Source organism: Paraburkholderia sp. Ac-20340 (genome assembly GCF_017104965.1).
GTDB lineage: Bacteria > Pseudomonadota > Gammaproteobacteria > Burkholderiales > Burkholderiaceae > Paraburkholderia.
Genome location: NZ_JAAGPR010000002.1, coordinates 229,019 through 245,090, shown reverse-complemented (window position 1 = coordinate 245,090; position 16,072 = coordinate 229,019). Strand labels below are relative to the sequence as shown.

The window sequence follows — 16,072 nt, the reverse complement described above, 5'->3', positions numbered from 1 at the left end:
GAGCAGAGAAGGCAGCGCATGAAGATTCATATTCAAGGCGGCACGCTGATCGATCCGGTCGCGGGCACCGAACAGCAGCAGGACATCTATATCGACGACGGCAAGATCGCCGCCATCGGCACGGCGCCGGCGGGTTTTCAGGCCGAACGCACGATCGATGCGCGCGGGCTGATGGTCGCGCCCGGTTTCGTCGATCTGAGCGCGCGTCTGCGCGAGCCGGGCTACGAACATAAGGCGACGCTCGATTCCGAGATGAACGCGGCGCTCGCGGGCGGCGTGACGAGCCTCGTGTGCCCGCCCGACACCGATCCGGTGCTCGACGAAGCGGGTCTGGTCGAAATGCTCAAGTACCGCGCGGGCAAGCTCGAACGCGCCCATGTGCATCCGCTCGGCGCGCTCACGGTGGGCCTGAAGGGCGCTGTGATCACGGAAATGGTGTCGCTGACCGAAGCCGGCTGTATCGGCTTCACGCAGGCCGATTCGCCGATCGCCGATACCCAGGTGCTGATGCGCGCGCTGCAGTACGCGAGCACGTATGGCTACCCGGTGTGGCTGCGTCCGCAGGACCCGTTTCTGTCGAAGGGCGGCGTGGCGGCGAGCGGCGCGCTGGCGTCGCGTCTCGGGTTGTCGGGCGTGCCGGTCAGCGCGGAAACCATCGCGCTGTTCACGCTGTTCGAACTGATGCGCGTGACGGGCGCGCGCGTGCACGTGCAGCATCTGTCGTCGGCGGCGGGCGTGGCGCTGGTGCGCGAGGCGAAGGCCGAAGGCCTGCCCGTGACCTGCGACGTCACCGCCAATCATCTGCATCTGACCGATACCGATATCGGCTATTTCGACGCGCAGTTCCGCCTTGATCCGCCGCTGCGTCAGCAACGCGATCGCGATGCGCTGCGCGCGGGCGTGGCCGATGGCACCATCGACGCGATCTGCTCGCAGCACACGCCCGTGGACGACGACGAAAAGCTGCTGCCGTTCGCCGAAGCCACGCCCGGCGCGACGGGGCTCGAACTGCTCCTGTCGCTGACCGTGAAGTGGGCCGAAGAGGCGGATCTGCCGCTGGCGAAGGCGCTGGCGCGGATTTCGTCGGCGCCGGCTACGGTGATCGGCAAGGATGTTGGGCGCCTCGCGGTGGGTGCGAGCGCCGATCTCTGCGTATTCGATGCGCACGCGCGCTGGCAGGTCGAACCGCGCGCGCTCAGGAGCCAGGGGCACAATACGCCGTTCCTCGGCTACGACTTGCCCGCCGTGGTGCGCGCGACGCTGGTGGCAGGACGCATCGGCTTCGAACGCAATGTAGAGCGCCACTGATCTGGCCACAGCGCTGGCCACTGAGATACCCGTAAGCCGACTTCGACACTGACCCAGCCATGAGTCTCTTCTTTCGCAAAGCCCGTTTGCTTGGCCACCTGCTGCGCGGCGCCTGGACCGTCGGCGTGCGTTTTCCGCGCGCGACGCCCGAGCAACGTCACGCGCTGAACCGTGCGTGGTCGCTCAAGATGCTCGCCCTGTGCGGCATGAAGCTCGTTGTCCATAACGATTCGGCGCGTCTGGATGCGGGCGCGCTGGTCGTCAGCAACCATATTTCGTGGATCGACATCTACGTGATCAACGCGTGGCGGCCGACGCCGTTCGTCTCGAAGGCGGAGGTGCGTAGCTGGCCGCTGATCGGCTGGTTCGCGGCGAATCTCGATACGGTGTTTATCGAGCGCGAAAAGCGCAGCGAGGCGCGGCGCATCATGCACGAACTGGCTTCGCGGCTGGAGCGCGGCGAGTTGATGTGCGTGTTTCCGGAAGGCACGACCACGGATGGGCTCGCGCTCAAGCCGTTTCACTCGAATATGTTCCAGGCGCCGGTTTCGGCGGGGCGGCCGGTGCAGCCGGTCTGCATCATGTACGAGGATGCGCAGGGCAGGCAGTCGATCGCGCCGGCGTATATCGACGATCTGTCGCTGAAGGATTCGCTCGACGCGATGCTCAAGAGCGGGCCGATCACGGCGCATGTGTATGTGTGCGACGCGATCGAGCCGGGCGACGATAGGCGCAAGCTGGCGGCGAGCGCGCAGGAGGCGGTGGGGGCGGCGCTGGAGGTGATGCGTGGCGCCACGGAGCGTGTGGCGCAAGCGGGCTGAGCGCCGGCTGGCGGCGGGTGATCCGGCTTAGTTGCCGCCGCCGCTTCCCGATACGGCCCGGCAGCTTTCGCACGGCACCTGCGTGAGTACGCGTTGATACGGGTCGGCTTCGAGGCGCACGGCAGACAGCTTCTCGCCCCACACGCAACCCGAATCGAGCCCGATCACGTTCTTGCGCAGCGTGAGGCCCAGCGCGGCCCAGTGGCCGAACACGACGGTGACGTCGCTGGTGCGGCGTCCCGGCACATCGAACCACGGCATGCAGCCTTCGGGCGCCGAATCCAGGCCGCCGCTGACCGTGAAATCCATCTCGCCTCTGGCGTCGCAAAAGCGCATGCGCGTCAGCGCATTGCAGGTGACGCGCAGGCGATCGATGCCCGTGAGATCTTTGCTCCAGCGGGCTGGCGCATTGCCGTACAAACCCGCGAGCGTGGTCTTCCAGTCGTCGCGGCGTAATGCTTTCTGAAGTTCTTCAGCCGCTTCCATCGCGAGCGCGGCGTCCCATTGCGGCAGCACGCCCGCATGCACCATCAGCATTCCCTGATCCCAATGCGCGAGCGGGCGATGACGCACCCAATGCAGCAGATCGGCCGCGTCCGGCGCGCTCAGGATCGTGTTGATCGTGTCATCCTTCTTCGCCTTGCGAATGCCCGCCGAGACCGACAGCAGATGGAGATCGTGATTGCCGAGCACTGCCACCGCGCGCTCGCCGAGCGCCATCAGTTCGCGCAAGGTCTCCAGCGACTGCGGCCCGCGATTGACGAGGTCGCCCGCAAACCAGAGCGGCGTGTCGGGCGAAGGATTCGCCTTGGCCAGCAGTGCGCGGAACGGGGTGAGGCAGCCTTGAAGATCACCAAAAGCGAGGGGAGCGACGACGCGAGAAGGAGGGTTGGTCATTGGGGCACGATGGAAAACGGAGTTGCTGCGCGAGGGTTGCTGCGCGATTGCTACGCTGCAAAATAGCAGAATATGCGCGCCTTTTGCAGCACCGCGGCAGGAGAGCGGCAGGCGAGCGGCAACAAAGCGTCGCTGGCGTCTGTCATGACGTGAAGGCCGTTGCCGCAGCGGCCGCTTTGACGTGGATCGAATCGTATTTATGCGATGCTGGGCGGCAAGTCCGTGCCAGTATAATTGGCGGGCTAATCACGTGCCGCCCGTATCGCCTCTATCGCGCTACGCGCGGCGCATCGCGCGGCGGCAGACTGCGCCGCACATTTTCTATTCACCACAGATCGTCAGGCAATTTCATGATCCTGGTTACGGGCGGCGCGGGGTTCATCGGCGCCAATTTCGTGCTCGACTGGCTTGGTCAATCCGGCGAGGCCATTCTCAACGTCGATAAGCTCACCTATGCGGGCAATGCCAGTACGCTCGCGTCGCTGCGCGACCACCCAGGCCATGTGTTCGCCCGGGTCGATATCTGCGATCGGGCGGCGCTTGACGAGCTGTTCGCGCAACATCGCCCTCGCGCGGTGGTCCATTTCGCGGCCGAAAGCCACGTAGACCGCTCGATCCACGGTCCGGCCGATTTCATTCAGACGAATCTGGTCGGCACCTTTACGCTGCTCGAGGCCGCGCGCCAGCACTGGAACACCCTCGATGCCGACGAGCGCGCCGCATTCCGCTTCCTGCACGTCTCGACCGACGAAGTTTTCGGCTCGCTAGGCGACAGCGACGCCCCGTTCACCGAAACGACGCCTTACACGCCCAACAGCCCGTATTCGGCGAGCAAGGCGGGTTCGGACCATCTCGTGCGCGCCTGGCATCACACCTACGGGCTGCCCACGCTCATCACCAACTGCTCGAACAACTACGGTCCGAACCAGTTCCCGGAAAAGCTGATCCCGCTGATGATCGCCAATGCGCTGGCGGGCAAGGCGCTGCCGGTTTACGGCGATGGCCGCAACGTGCGCGACTGGCTGTATGTCGGCGATCACTGCAGCGCGATCCGCGAAGTGCTCGCGCGCGGCACGCCGGGCGAAACGTATAACGTTGGTGGCTGGAACGAGAAGACCAATCTCGAAGTGGTCGGCGAATTGTGTCGCCTGCTTGACGAGATGAAGCCGAAGCAGGCGGGTTCGTATCGCGATCAGGTCACCTATGTAGCCGATCGTCCCGGTCACGACCGCCGTTACGCGATCGACGCGCGCAAGATCGAGCGCGAACTTGGCTGGCGTCCCGTGGAAACCTTCGAAAGCGGTCTTGCGAAAACGGTGCGCTGGTATCTGGATCACCAGGAGTGGGTCGACGAGGTTGCCTCGGGCGCTTACCGCAACTGGATCGAAACCAACTACGCGCAGCGCGACTAAGGGGGCGGCATGGCTCGCAAAGGCATTATCCTGGCCGGTGGTTCGGGCACACGGCTTTATCCGATCACTCACGCCGTCTCCAAACAACTGTTGCCGGTTTATGACAAGCCGATGATCTACTATCCGCTGTCCACGCTGATGATCGCGGGGATACGCGAGGTGCTGATCATTTCCACGCCGCAGGACACGCCGCGTTTTCAGGCGATGCTCGGCGACGGCAGTCAATGGGGCATGCAGCTCGAATACGCGGTGCAGCCTTCGCCGGATGGTCTGGCGCAGGCCTTCGTGATTGGCCGCTCGTTCGTCGGCAATGACCCGTCGGCGCTGATCCTTGGCGACAATATCTTCTACGGCCACGATCTCGCAGCCCAGCTCGAACACGCGAACGCGCAGACTTCGGGCGCGACGGTGTTCGCGTATCACGTGCAGGACCCGGAACGCTATGGCGTGGTCGAATTCGATGCCGATTTCCGCGCCCTGTCGATCGAAGAAAAGCCTGTCAAGCCGCGCTCGAACTACGCGGTGACCGGGCTGTATTTTTATGACAATCGCGTGTGCGATATCGCGGCGCAGATCAAGCCGTCCGCGCGCGGCGAACTCGAAATCACCGACGTCAATCTGCACTATCTGCGCGAAAACGCGCTCGACGTGGAGATCATGGGGCGGGGTTTCGCGTGGCTCGATACTGGCACGCACGATTCGCTGATCGAAGCGGCCACCTTCATTGCGACCTTGCAAAAGCGCCAGGGCCTGATGGTTGCCTGTCCCGAGGAAATCGCCTTCCGCCGCAACTGGATCGGCGCTGAGCAGTTGCAGCAGCTTGCCGCGCCGCTCGCGAAGAATAGCTACGGCAAATATTTGATGAATCTTCTTTCGTCGCAGGTCATATGAGCATCACGGTTATTCCTACCGCGCTGAGCGAAGTCAAAATCATCGAGCCGCGCGTGTTCGGCGACGCCCGCGGTTTCTTCTTCGAGAGCTTCAATGGCCGCGCTTTCGCCGAGCAGGTGCAGGCCGGCGTCGAGTTCGTTCAGGACAATCATTCGCGCTCGAGCAAGGGCGTGCTGCGCGGCCTGCACTATCAGATCGAACATGCGCAGGGCAAGCTCGTGCGTGTCATCGCCGGCGAAGTGTTCGACGTGGCGGTCGACGTCCGGCGCTCTTCGCCCACCTTCGGCCAATGGGTCGGCGTGACCTTGTCTGCGGAGAATCGTCGGCAATTGTGGGTGCCGCCTGGCTTCGCACATGGTTTCGTCGCGATGTCGGACGTCGCGGAAATGCTCTACAAGACCACCGACTACTGGTATCCCGAACACGAGCGCAGCTTGCTGTGGAGCGATCCGGCGATCGGCATCGAATGGCCGCTCGACGGCGCGCCTACGCTCGCTGCAAAGGATGCGCAGGGCTTGCCGCTCGCGCAGGCGCAGACTTATGAGTGATGCGATGGCTGGCGGGATTCGCGATGGCAAGACAGGTGCAAGACGGCCGACGATCGTCGTCACAGGAACGGGCGGGCAGGTCGGCGGCGAGTCGCTGCGTGCCTTGCAGGGCCTAGGAGACATTGTGGCGCTCGACCGTGCGCGCCTCGATCTCGCCGATCTCGATCGCGTGCGCGAGGTCATGCGCGAACTGCGCCCCGATCTGATCGTCAACGCCGCCGCTTATACGGCCGTCGATCGCGCGGAAAGCGACGTGGAAGCGGCGCGCCGCATCAATACCGATCTGCCGCGCGTACTCGCCGAGGAAGCGAGCCGTTCGAACGGGCTGCTGCTGCACTATTCGACCGACTATGTGTTCGACGGGGCGCTCGAGCGTCCGTACGTCGAAACCGATGCCACCAATCCGCTCAACGTCTACGGCGAAACCAAGCTGGCCGGCGAGCGCGCGATCGAGGCGGTCGGCGGCAAACATCTGATCTTTCGCACGAGCTGGGTGTACGGTGCAACCGGGCGCAACTTTCTGCTGACGATGCTGCGGCTCGCGCGGGAAGGGCGCACCGAACTTTCCGTTGTCGACGATCAGATCGGCGCGCCTACGTGGAGCGCGACCATCGCGGCGATGAGTGCGCATGTGGCGGCATTGCATTGCGACGGCGCGCATGACGACGCGTGGTGGGCGCAGCGCTCGGGCGTCTATCACCTGACTTCGGGCGGGCAGACGTCGTGGGCGGGTTTCGCACGGGCGGTTTTCGCGGCTGCGGGTCTGGATGGCGTGATCGTGAAGCCGATCGGCAGCGATCAATACCCGACGCCGGCGCGCCGTCCGCTCAATTCGCGTTTGTCATGCGAAAAGCTCGCGCAGCAGTTCGGGCTTCAGGTGCCGGACTGGCAAGCGGCGCTCGGGTTGTGTTTTCAGTTGCAGATTCGCCACAGTTCGATCGCATGAGCGGGGTGGCGTAGCGCGGTCGACGACCGCCGCTACGCCACATTCCTCCGATGTTTCGAGTCCTCGATACTCTGCGAAGGACAGGCAGGTTCCGCGCGCACAATTCGGTTTGCTCCGAAAGGTTTCGCGCCGCCCTCACAGCGCAAACTTGCAATCGGATTGCAACACGCCGCGAGTCACTCATGAAGCCCGGCATCGTCCGGGCATTTTTTTTGCGCAGACGTGCGACAAGTCGTCCTTGCTGTCGGGTCCGCGTATCTGTCAGTCAGCGAACATTCTCGCTAACCTTCTTTTGCAGTGCGGAATTTACTGGCAGTGGACTGAACGCGGTTATCGCCGTTTCAGTTACAAAACTTACGCACTCATTGAAACGGGAATTGAACGGTCGCACTTTTCTATGCAGATAGTGGTAGAAGTCGCTTATCGATAAGCGCCCTTTTTATTGCGCTTCTTTCAAATCTTATGCGTAACAGGTCTGCGAGGTTCCGAATTGTTACGTATTGCTGTCTGGTATGTAAGCGTTGATTGATCAGCACCTATATGGAAAAGCGCGTATCACACCGCGGCAGCCGTGCAAAATCTTCATAATTGTTATCGCAATAATGCGGTGCTGGACTTGCAATTTGTAGCAATTACAGATCGCTGGCTTGCTGAACAGCAGATAGAATGTAACTATGGAGTGCCTGAACGGCCCATATCGGCGGGGTGTCCGAGGGCTGGCACGATCAGCGCTGTCTTAGTGAAGCGGCCACGAGCCGCGCCCCATGGGTGACAACATCGTCATCCGAAAAATACATCAACAGCGCAGCGTATCAGAGAGGAATTTGTGAGTCTGATCCCTATTATTCTGTGCGGCGGAGCCGGCTCCCGACTATGGCCGGTGTCACGCGAGTCGCATCCGAAACCCTTCATTCGTCTTGCCGACGGTCAAAGCTTGCTGCAGAAGGCATTTTTGCGCGCGGCCTCGCTGGACGGTGTGAATCAAATTCTCACGGTGACAAACCGCGATCTGTTCTTCAAGACGGAAGACGATTATCGCGAAGTCAACGAGCGTGGCGTGGCCACCTCGTATATCTGTGAACCGTTCGGCCGCAATACGGCTGCAGCGGTTGCCGCCGCCGCCCTGCATATCGCCCGCACGAGCGGTCCGAAGACCACCATGCTGGTGCTGGCCGCCGACCATCTGATCGCTGACGAAGCTGCTTTCGCAGCCGCCGTCGCCAAGGCGCAGGCGCTCGCGGCCGAAGGTCGTATCGTCACGTTCGGCATCATGCCGGAGTCGCCGGAAACGGGTTACGGCTACATCGAGGCAGACGGCAACACGGTGCTGCGCTTCGTTGAAAAGCCGTCGCTCGACAAGGCCCGCGAATATCTGGAATCGGGTCGATACCTCTGGAATTCGGGCATTTTCTGCTTTACGGCAGAAGCGATGCTGCGCGAACTGAAGCAGCACTGCCCGGAAATTCTCGAAAGCACGGAAGCGTGCCTGAGCGACTCCCGCACGTCGGAAGGCGAGGGCTGGACGCAGGTGCAACTGTCGCCTGGCAGCTTCAACATGGTGCCGGATAACTCCATCGACTATGCGGTCATGGAGAAGTGCACCCAGGCAGCCGTTGTGCCGTGCTCGATCGGCTGGAGCGACATTGGTTCGTGGACCGCGGTGAGCGAGCTGTGCGAGGCCGACAACCACGGCAATCGCGTCGAAGGCGAAGCGCTGCTGCACGATGTCGACAACTGCTATTTCCAGAGCCGCGATCGTCTGATCGGCGCGGTGGGTGTCGATAACCTGATCGTGATCGACACGCCGGATGCGCTGCTGATCGCCAACCGCGATCGTGCGCAGGACGTCAAGCATATCTACGCGGCCCTGAAGGCGCGCGGCCATGAGGCGCACAAGCTGCATCGCACGGTGCATCGCCCGTGGGGCACGTACACCATCCTAGAAGATGGTCCGCGCTTCAAGATCAAACGCATCGAAGTCAAGCCGGGCGCAAGCCTGAGCCTGCAGATGCATCACCACCGCAGCGAACACTGGATCGTGGTGAGCGGCATGGCAAAGGTCGTCAATGGCGACAAAGAGTTCCTCGTGTCGACCAACGAATCCACGTACATCCCCGCTGGCCACAAGCATCGGCTGGAAAATCCCGGCGTTGTGGGCCTCGTGATGATCGAGGTGCAAAGCGGTGAATATCTCGGCGAAGACGACATCGTTCGCTTCGAGGACGTGTACGGGCGGGCCTGATGAGTAGCGCAATCATCGATCGAGGTAAGACGGATCTGGCCAGCCACGATGGCCGCGACGACCTGATGGCCGGCCTGCGGGCCGTCCGCGTCTGGGGCACGCTTGGCTGGCACGACATCCGGCAGCGTTATCGCCGCTCGGTTCTCGGGCCTTTCTGGTTCACGCTGAGCACGGCCATCATGGTGGTCGTGCTCGGTGCGTTGTACTCCGAACTATTGCATCAGGATATCCACGAATATCTGCCCTATCTCGCGATCGGGCTGGTGGTGTGGGGCTTTCTGTCGACTGTCGCGAACGAAGGGTGTAATGCCTTCATCGGCTCGGCATATCTCATCAAACAGATACGCATACCGTTGACCGTGCACGTCTGTCGTATCGTCTGGCGTAACTTCGTCATTCTGCTGCACAGCCTGCCGGTCGTCGTGGTGTTGCTCGTCGTGCTCAAGCGGCCGATGGGCTTCGAGATGTTGCTGGTGCCGGTCGCGCTGTTCCTGCTGTTCCTGCAGGGCGTCTGGCTGAGCGTGGTGCTCGGCGTGCTGTGCACGCGCTTTCGCGATATTCAACCGATTGTTTCGAACCTGATTCAGGTCGCTTTCTTCTTCACGCCGGTGATGTGGTCGCCGGAAGTGCTGAAGTCGCGTGCATGGGTCGCGAGCTACAACCCGCTTTATCACCTGATCGAACTCGTGCGTGCGCCGCTGATGGGGCGTCCGCTGCTCTGGGAGTCGTGGGCGTGGTCATTGGGCATGCTGATCGTCGGCTTTGCGTTCGCGCACTTGCTGATGCGTCGCACCCGCAACCGGGTTCCGTACTGGCTTTGACATCATCATGAGTTCGACCATTGCAGCTGAAGGGATCGTAGTCGAGTTCCCTATTTACGAAAATTCGCATCGCTCGCTCAAGAAGGCGATGCTGAATCTGACGACGGGCGGCCGGATCGGCCAGGACGCCGGCCGTCACACGATCGTGCGTGCGATCGACGAACTGAGCTTCACGTTTTCGGACGGCGAGCGTATCGGTCTCGTCGGTCACAACGGTTCGGGCAAGACCACGCTGCTGCGCACGCTCACTGGCGTCTACGAGCCGGTGCGCGGCAAACTGAAGGTGCGTGGCCGGATCGCCTCGCTGCTCGACGTGTCGATGGGTCTCGATCCGGACGCAACCGGTTTCGAGAACATCTATCTGCGCGGCATTCTGGATGGCCTGTCGCCGGCGCGTGTTCGCAGCAAGATCGACGAAATCGCCGATTTTTCCGATCTTGGCGACTATCTGAATCTGCCGGTTCGCACGTATTCGAGCGGCATGATGCTGCGCCTCGCATTCTCGATGTCCACCAGCATCGAAGCCGACATCCTGATCATGGACGAATGGCTGAGCGTGGGCGACGCGGACTTCAAGGCGAAAGCCGCGCAGCGCCTCGAAACGCTGGTTGGCAACGCGTCGATCGTCGTCGTGGCGAGCCACGAACCGGCGCTGGTGGAGCGCGTCTGCACGCGCAAGATCAGTCTCGAACACGGCAAGATCGTTGCCGACGAACCGGTCCTCAAGGCCGATGTCGCGCCAGCGTCCCAGCCGGCGTCCGCAGACACGCGTTCTGCCGCGTGACAGCTTCGGCTGTTGCGCCGCAGCAAAAAGCCGTTCATTTCCCCCAAGCTCGCCATCTGAGGCTCGAATAAGGCATGTATTCCATGCGCGCTGATCATCCTTTCGTCCGTTACGGCGAGTCGCTGTTCCTGCATCAACCCTTCCGGCTGTTGAAGGGGATGCTGGGCGCCTATGTCGCCTATCCGATCGCCGAGAGCCGCGAGCAGCGCAATGTGCGCCCGAAAGTGGCGGAACTGCGCAGCTGGTATCGCCAGCCGTTCGCACAGCGTCGCGCCATTGCGCAGACGCGTCTGGGCGACATCCTGCAATTCGCTGGCGAACACGTGCCGTATTACCGCGACCTGTTCCGCGAAAAGCAGTTCGATCCGCTCAAGGCAGCCAGGGACCCGCGTTATCTCGAAGAACTGCCGTTCCTGACCAAGGACATCATTCGCGAGCAGGGCGCGCGGCTCTTTTCGCGTCCGCTCGAAGAAGTGCGCCATCACGCCTGCAAGACCGGCGGCTCGACGGGCCTGTCCTGCACGATCTTCTACGATCAGGAAGCGGCCGATTATTCGTCGGCGGTGACCTTCTATGCACGCCAGCGCATCGGCAAGCATGGCTATCGTTCCGAGCTGCATTTCGCCTGCCGTTTCCCCGATGCGGTCGTGCCGCAGTGGCCGTCGCGCGAAGACTTCAAATGCTTTGCGATGAACCGCAGCAACATCTTCTTCGACCGTATCGACGATGCGGGGCTCGAGGAAATGTGGCGCACGCTCAAGCGGCGCAAGCCCTGGCTCGCGCACGGCCATCCGTCGACGATGTACGCGCTGGCCTGCTACATCGAGCGTAAATACGGCAGCGACAAGGCCTTCGCCGTATTCGAGTCGAGCGGCGAAATGCTGGAGCCGCATCAACGCGAAGTCATCGAGCGCGCGCTGCGTTGCCGCGTCATCGACCGTTATGGTCTCGCCGAACTCGGCGTGCTCGCGTATGAAGTCGATGGGCACGACAACGGCTTCCAGATTCTCGATTCCGAAGGCTGGCCGGAGAGCCGTCCGGCCGGCGCGGGCGATCGCGCCGATGGCGCGCACGAACTGGTGCTGACCGGTTATCGCAACCGCCTCATGCCGCTGATCCGATACGCGACCGGCGATCTCGCCCGTGTCGAAGAACGTGCCAATGGTTTCTTCCTGACCAATGTGGTCGGGCGCATTCACGACGTCGTGCCGATCAACGGCGTCGCGCACCCGACGCACCACATTCAGGACATGCTCGACCATCGCGTCGGCGGGATTCAGGAGTTCCAGATCGATCTGCGGACTTCGCCGCCGACCTTGCGCATCGTGCTCGAACCGCACGCGACCGAGGAAGACACCACGCGCAAGCTGCGCCACTACTGGCAGGACGCGTTCACGATCGAATACGTCGGCCACGATGCCTTCGTTCGCGTCGGCCGCCGCGCGAAATTCCGTCATGTGGTGACCGCATGATCGGCGTCTTCTATCCCGCACCGGCGGCGCAGGCTGGCAATATCGTGCTTGCCGCCGTGCGGCGCTCGGTGACGCGCACGCAGGCCAATGCGCTTTCACGCGCGGCGCTGGGCGCAAGCGGCGCACCGGCGCTGGCGTTTGCCGTCGATGCACCCGACGCCTGGGGCGATGCGCTGGTCGCGTGGCTGGAAACACGCGCATCCAAGCTCGTCGTGTTCGGCCGCCTGCCGCACGCGCTCGCACAGAAGCTCGGTTGCGCCGCGCGCACGTGGCCCGAGCAATTCGATAACTCCGCTCGTAGTGCGTCTGCCGCGTCGCGGCAATACGCGCAGAGCGCGGCGAGCGTCGTCTATACCGCGCAGGCTGCTGCGCTCGGTGGCCGCGCGTGGCGCCGTCCGTTCGAGCGTTTCGACTTCACCGACGAATGGAACAACCTCGGCTACGGCGCATTGCGCGCGGACGGCTCGATCTGGTCCGTGCGCGAGCCTGTCGACGTGCCCGAAGCCGCACGTCTGGCCTCGGTCGAAATCGGCGGCGAGCGCTGTTTCTCCTACGCCGCGCTGTTCGATCTGCCGAACGCGAGCGTGCTTTGGTTCAATCGCGATGTCGGGCCGTGCGACTCGTTCGAATGGCGTCTCGTCGAGAACTTCCTGTCGGGGCATCGCGCTGAAGCGCTACCGTGCCAGCCCGTGGTGAGCGAGATTCCCGCTGGCTACGATGCGGCGATCACGTCGCGCCTCGATTGCGACGAGGATATCGAATCGGCGCGCCCGCTGTGGCAGACGTACCAGCGCCTGAACGTGCCGTTCTCGCTGGCGATCCACACCTCGAATCTGCACGACGATACGCATTACGCGATGCTGCGCGAATTCGCTGCGGCATCCGGCACGGCGTTGCTGTCGCACACCGCCACGCATGCGCCCAACTGGGGCGGCAGTTACGAAGCTGCGCTCAACGAAGGCGCGGAATCGATGCAGCGCATCGCGGACGTGTCGGGCGAGCGTGTGCGCTACGCCGTTTCGCCGTTTCATCAAAGCCCCGATTACGCCCTGCAGGCACTCGCCGATGTCGGCTATGCAGGCTGTGTGGGCGGCATCATCCGCAACGATCCGGAGTTCCTGATCGCGCGCGGCGGCGCGCTCGCGAACATGCCCGCAGGTTTTATCGGCCATAGCCAGCAGACCATGCTGCATGGCGATTGCATGCTCGCCGAAGGCGATCCGCTCGCGGTGTTCAAGGAAGCGTTCGATCTCGCGTTCGAAACGAATACGCTGTTCGGCTATCTCGATCATCCGTTTTCGCCGCGCTATCAGTACGGCTGGCGCACCGAAGAAGAGCGCATCGGCGCCCACGAGCAGTTGATTGCCTGGATTCGCGCGCGCGCGCTCCGGCCGCTGTTCCTCGACGAAAACGCCGCGCTCGATTTTCTGGTGACGAAGAGCGCGTGCCAGATCGTCGACGATGGCGCGCAGTTCCGTTTCGTCGCACCAGAAGCGGCGGCCAGCACGCTGCCGTTCGCGCTCGACTATCGCGGCGAACGTATCGCTGCAGGCACGGAGGGGTTCGCACGATGAGGATCATGGTCGTACTCGGCACGCGCCCGGAAGTCATCAAGCTCGCGCCCGTGATTCGCGCGCTGCAGCCGGTTGCTCAGACGATCGTGTGCGCAAGCGGCCAGCATCGCGAAATGCTGAACCAGGCGCTGGGATCGTTCGGCATTACGCCCGACGTGACCGTCGATACGATGAGTCCCGGCCGTTCGCTGAACATTCTCGCGTCGCGGCTTCTCGAAGAGATGGACGCCGTGCTCGAGCGCGAGCGTCCCGATTGGGTCGTCGTGCAAGGCGACACCACGACTGCGTACTGCGCGGGTCTTGCCGCGTTTCATCGCGGCATTGCGGTGGCGCACGTGGAAGCCGGGCTGCGTACCGGCGATCTCGCCAATCCGTTTCCCGAGGAAGCCAACCGCCGTCTGCTCGCGCAGATCGTCACGCGGCACTTCGCGCCGACGGCGCTCTCGCGCGAAAACCTGCTGCGCGAAGGTATCGACGACGCGCGCATCATCGTGACGGGCAATACGGTCGTCGATGCGATCGAACTGGCGCGCCGCAACTGGGCTTCGGCGCCGCCGGCGCTCGCGCAATCGGACTGGGCCGCCGACGGCACGCCCCAGGTGCTCGTCACCTGCCATCGCCGCGAAAATTTCGGCGATACCTTGCGCGGCATCTGCCAGATGCTCAAGGACCTGTGCGGGCAGTATTCGGGCCATCGCTGGGTATTTCCCGTGCACCTGAATCCGGCGGTGCGCGAGCCGGTGATGCGTGAGCTAGGCGAAGTCGCCAATCTGCGTCTGATGGACCCCGTCGATTACGAGTCGAGCCTCTATCTCATCAGCAAGAGCGAGCTCGTGCTCAGCGACTCGGGCGGCATTCAGGAAGAAGCGCCAACGTTTGGCGTGCCGGTCGTCGTGATGCGCAGCCACACCGAGCGGCGCGAAGGCGTCGATGCCGGTTTCGCGACGCTGGCGGGGCAGACCCCGGCGCGTATCGAAGCCGCCGCGCGCGCGTGGCTCGACGATCCCGCGCGGCGCGAGGCGCTGCGTAATCGTGCGAATCCGTATGGCGACGGACACGCCGCGCAACGTATCGTCGCCGGTCTGCTCGACGCGGCGGAGGCGCGCGGGTGAGCGGGCAGGATCGGCATGACAGTGCGCCGCGAGACTGTATTCTGTTTTCCACTGCGGATTGGGACGAGCCTTACTGGACCAACAAGCAGCACACGGCGCAGGCGCTCGCGCGTCGCGGCTGGCGTGTGCTGTATGTAGAAAGTCCCGGCCTGCGCGCGCCGAAAATCGCGAGCGGCAAGGACTGGAAGCGCATCGCGCGGCGTTTGTGGAGCGGCCTCGTTTCGAACTTTCTCGCGCCGCCGCAGCGCGATCCGAACATCTGGGTGCTCTCGCCGCTGATGTTGCCAGCGGCACATCATCGGCCGATGATCCGCCGTCTGAATCAATGGCTGTTGCGGCGCGGCATCGAGCGATTTGCGAAGCAGCGGCGGTTCAACGATCCGGTCGTGTGGACCTACCATCCGTTCATGCTCGATGCGGTGCAGCATCTGCAACGCGGTGCGATGGTCTATCACTGTGTAGACGATCTGGCCGCGATTCCGGGCGTGGACGTCGAGGCTTTCGACGCCGAGCAGCAACAACTGCTGACGCGTTGCGATGCGGTGTTCACGACGGCGGGCGCGCTGCGCGACAAATGCGCGCCTTTTAACGCGAATACGCATTTCTTCGCGAACGTTGTGGATACCGAACATTTCGGCCGCGCGATGGATGCGAACCGGCCGGTGCCCGCGCAGATTGCCGCGCTGGGCACGCCGCGCCTCGTGTATCACGGCGTATTGTCGGACTTCAAGGTCGACTTTGCGCTGATCGATGCGGCCGCGCGTTTGCGCCCGCAGTGGCAGTGGATCTTTATCGGCGAGGAACGGGAAGGGCAGCGCAGCGAATGGGTCGGCCGCCTGAAGGCGCTGCCCAACGTGCATTTTCTGGGCTACCGGCGCTATGAGGACTTGCCGGACTGCCTGCGCGGCGCGGACGTGGGCTTGCTGCCGACGCTGCTGAACGGCTACACCCGTTCAATGTTTCCGATGAAGTTCTTTGAATATCTGGCGGCTGGATTGCCGGTGGTCTCGACGCCGCTCGATTTCACGAGCGGCAACTTCGAGGGGCTCGAAGTGGGCGAGACGCCAGAGGCTTTCGTGGCCGCCATTGAAAAGCAGCTGGGCCGAGGCCGCCTGAGCGCGGGCGAGGCACGTGCGTTCGTGGGTGATAATACCTGGGATGCGCGCATCGACCGGATGCTGGAGCACATCGATTTGGGCACCATCGCTGGACGATGAGTAGTATTTAATAATCAGCTGATAAAT

General features: G+C 63.1%; 14 protein-coding genes. 13 read left to right on the top strand and 1 reads right to left on the bottom strand.

The annotated features are described in order from the left end of the window. Positions 1-18 precede the first annotated feature (18 nt). Positions 19-1,308 carry a dihydroorotase gene (locus tag G3N59_RS04095; protein WP_205981269.1) on the top strand — a complete coding sequence of 430 codons (1,290 nt, stop codon included), beginning with the start codon at positions 19-21 and terminating at the stop codon, positions 1,306-1,308. A 59-nt stretch (positions 1,309-1,367) separates the two neighbouring features. After that, the gene (locus tag G3N59_RS04090; RefSeq protein ID WP_205981268.1) at positions 1,368-2,129 is read left to right on the top strand and encodes a lysophospholipid acyltransferase family protein; all 762 of its coding nucleotides are present in this window, start codon (positions 1,368-1,370) and stop codon (positions 2,127-2,129) included. A 27-nt stretch (positions 2,130-2,156) separates the two neighbouring features. Here G3N59_RS04090 and G3N59_RS04085 read toward each other — a convergent pair whose 3' ends face one another. Continuing rightward, a complete protein-coding gene (locus G3N59_RS04085) occupies positions 2,157-3,026 on the bottom strand; it encodes a symmetrical bis(5'-nucleosyl)-tetraphosphatase (RefSeq protein ID WP_205981267.1) in 870 nt (289 codons plus the stop codon). A 350-nt stretch (positions 3,027-3,376) separates the two neighbouring features. Between G3N59_RS04085 and rfbB the strand changes: the two genes are divergently transcribed. The 11 genes from rfbB (at position 3,377) to G3N59_RS04030 (ending at position 16,045) form a co-directional block, all read left to right on the top strand. After that, entirely contained in the window at positions 3,377-4,438 is a 1,062-nt protein-coding gene (gene rfbB / locus G3N59_RS04080; protein ID WP_205981266.1) for a dTDP-glucose 4,6-dehydratase, read from the top strand. A 9-nt stretch (positions 4,439-4,447) separates the two neighbouring features. Further along, positions 4,448-5,329 (top strand): glucose-1-phosphate thymidylyltransferase RfbA, encoded by an 882-nt coding sequence (gene rfbA, locus G3N59_RS04075; RefSeq protein ID WP_205981265.1) that lies wholly within the window; start codon positions 4,448-4,450, stop codon positions 5,327-5,329. After that, on the top strand, positions 5,326-5,877 hold the full coding sequence (rfbC, locus tag G3N59_RS04070) for a dTDP-4-dehydrorhamnose 3,5-epimerase (protein WP_205981264.1): 552 nt from the start codon (positions 5,326-5,328) through the stop codon (positions 5,875-5,877). The genes rfbA and rfbC overlap by 4 nt, the downstream gene beginning before the upstream one ends. Next, a complete protein-coding gene (gene rfbD, locus G3N59_RS04065) occupies positions 5,870-6,823 on the top strand; it encodes a dTDP-4-dehydrorhamnose reductase (protein WP_205981263.1) in 954 nt (317 codons plus the stop codon). Before rfbC ends, rfbD begins: the two co-directional genes overlap by 8 nt. A gap of 826 nt (positions 6,824-7,649) precedes the next feature. Continuing rightward, positions 7,650-9,065 carry a mannose-1-phosphate guanylyltransferase/mannose-6-phosphate isomerase gene (locus G3N59_RS04060; protein WP_205981262.1) on the top strand — a complete coding sequence of 472 codons (1,416 nt, stop codon included), beginning with the start codon at positions 7,650-7,652 and terminating at the stop codon, positions 9,063-9,065. Then, positions 9,065-9,886 (top strand): ABC transporter permease, encoded by an 822-nt coding sequence (locus G3N59_RS04055; protein WP_205981261.1) that lies wholly within the window; start codon positions 9,065-9,067, stop codon positions 9,884-9,886. Before G3N59_RS04060 ends, G3N59_RS04055 begins: the two co-directional genes overlap by 1 nt. 4 nt (positions 9,887-9,890) lie before the next feature. Next, complete coding sequence (locus G3N59_RS04050) at positions 9,891-10,670, top strand: ABC transporter ATP-binding protein (protein WP_205981489.1); 780 nt, start codon at positions 9,891-9,893, stop codon at positions 10,668-10,670. An 83-nt stretch (positions 10,671-10,753) separates the two neighbouring features. Next, positions 10,754-12,142: a phenylacetate--CoA ligase family protein gene (locus G3N59_RS04045; RefSeq protein ID WP_205981260.1), complete on the top strand. Its 1,389-nt coding sequence runs from the start codon at positions 10,754-10,756 to the stop codon at positions 12,140-12,142. Further along, a complete protein-coding gene (locus G3N59_RS04040; RefSeq protein WP_205981259.1) occupies positions 12,139-13,716 on the top strand; it encodes a polysaccharide deacetylase family protein in 1,578 nt (525 codons plus the stop codon). The genes G3N59_RS04045 and G3N59_RS04040 overlap by 4 nt, the downstream gene beginning before the upstream one ends. Continuing rightward, complete coding sequence (wecB, locus tag G3N59_RS04035; RefSeq protein WP_205981258.1) at positions 13,713-14,828, top strand: UDP-N-acetylglucosamine 2-epimerase (non-hydrolyzing); 1,116 nt, start codon at positions 13,713-13,715, stop codon at positions 14,826-14,828. The genes G3N59_RS04040 and wecB overlap by 4 nt, the downstream gene beginning before the upstream one ends. Continuing rightward, positions 14,825-16,045, top strand: coding sequence for a glycosyltransferase (locus G3N59_RS04030; RefSeq protein WP_205981257.1), 1,221 nt, complete (start codon positions 14,825-14,827; stop codon positions 16,043-16,045). Before wecB ends, G3N59_RS04030 begins: the two co-directional genes overlap by 4 nt. The last annotated feature ends 27 nt before the right edge of the window (positions 16,046-16,072 follow it).

What these genes read in the sequence shown, in the direction of transcription:
- G3N59_RS04095 (WP_205981269.1), top strand. Translation starts at nt 19, where the DNA reads ATGAAGATTCATATTCAAGGCGGCACGCTGATCGATCCGGTCGCGGGC.
- G3N59_RS04090 (WP_205981268.1), top strand. Translation starts at nt 1,368, where the DNA reads ATGAGTCTCTTCTTTCGCAAAGCCCGTTTGCTTGGCCACCTGCTGCGC.
- G3N59_RS04085 (WP_205981267.1), bottom strand. Translation starts at nt 3,026, where the DNA reads ATGACCAACCCTCCTTCTCGCGTCGTCGCTCCCCTCGCTTTTGGTGAT.
- rfbB (WP_205981266.1), top strand. Translation starts at nt 3,377, where the DNA reads ATGATCCTGGTTACGGGCGGCGCGGGGTTCATCGGCGCCAATTTCGTG.
- rfbA (WP_205981265.1), top strand. Translation starts at nt 4,448, where the DNA reads ATGGCTCGCAAAGGCATTATCCTGGCCGGTGGTTCGGGCACACGGCTT.
- rfbC (WP_205981264.1), top strand. Translation starts at nt 5,326, where the DNA reads ATGAGCATCACGGTTATTCCTACCGCGCTGAGCGAAGTCAAAATCATC.
- rfbD (WP_205981263.1), top strand. Translation starts at nt 5,870, where the DNA reads ATGAGTGATGCGATGGCTGGCGGGATTCGCGATGGCAAGACAGGTGCA.
- G3N59_RS04055 (WP_205981261.1), top strand. Translation starts at nt 9,065, where the DNA reads ATGAGTAGCGCAATCATCGATCGAGGTAAGACGGATCTGGCCAGCCAC.
- G3N59_RS04045 (WP_205981260.1), top strand. Translation starts at nt 10,754, where the DNA reads ATGCGCGCTGATCATCCTTTCGTCCGTTACGGCGAGTCGCTGTTCCTG.
- G3N59_RS04040 (WP_205981259.1), top strand. Translation starts at nt 12,139, where the DNA reads ATGATCGGCGTCTTCTATCCCGCACCGGCGGCGCAGGCTGGCAATATC.
- wecB (WP_205981258.1), top strand. Translation starts at nt 13,713, where the DNA reads ATGAGGATCATGGTCGTACTCGGCACGCGCCCGGAAGTCATCAAGCTC.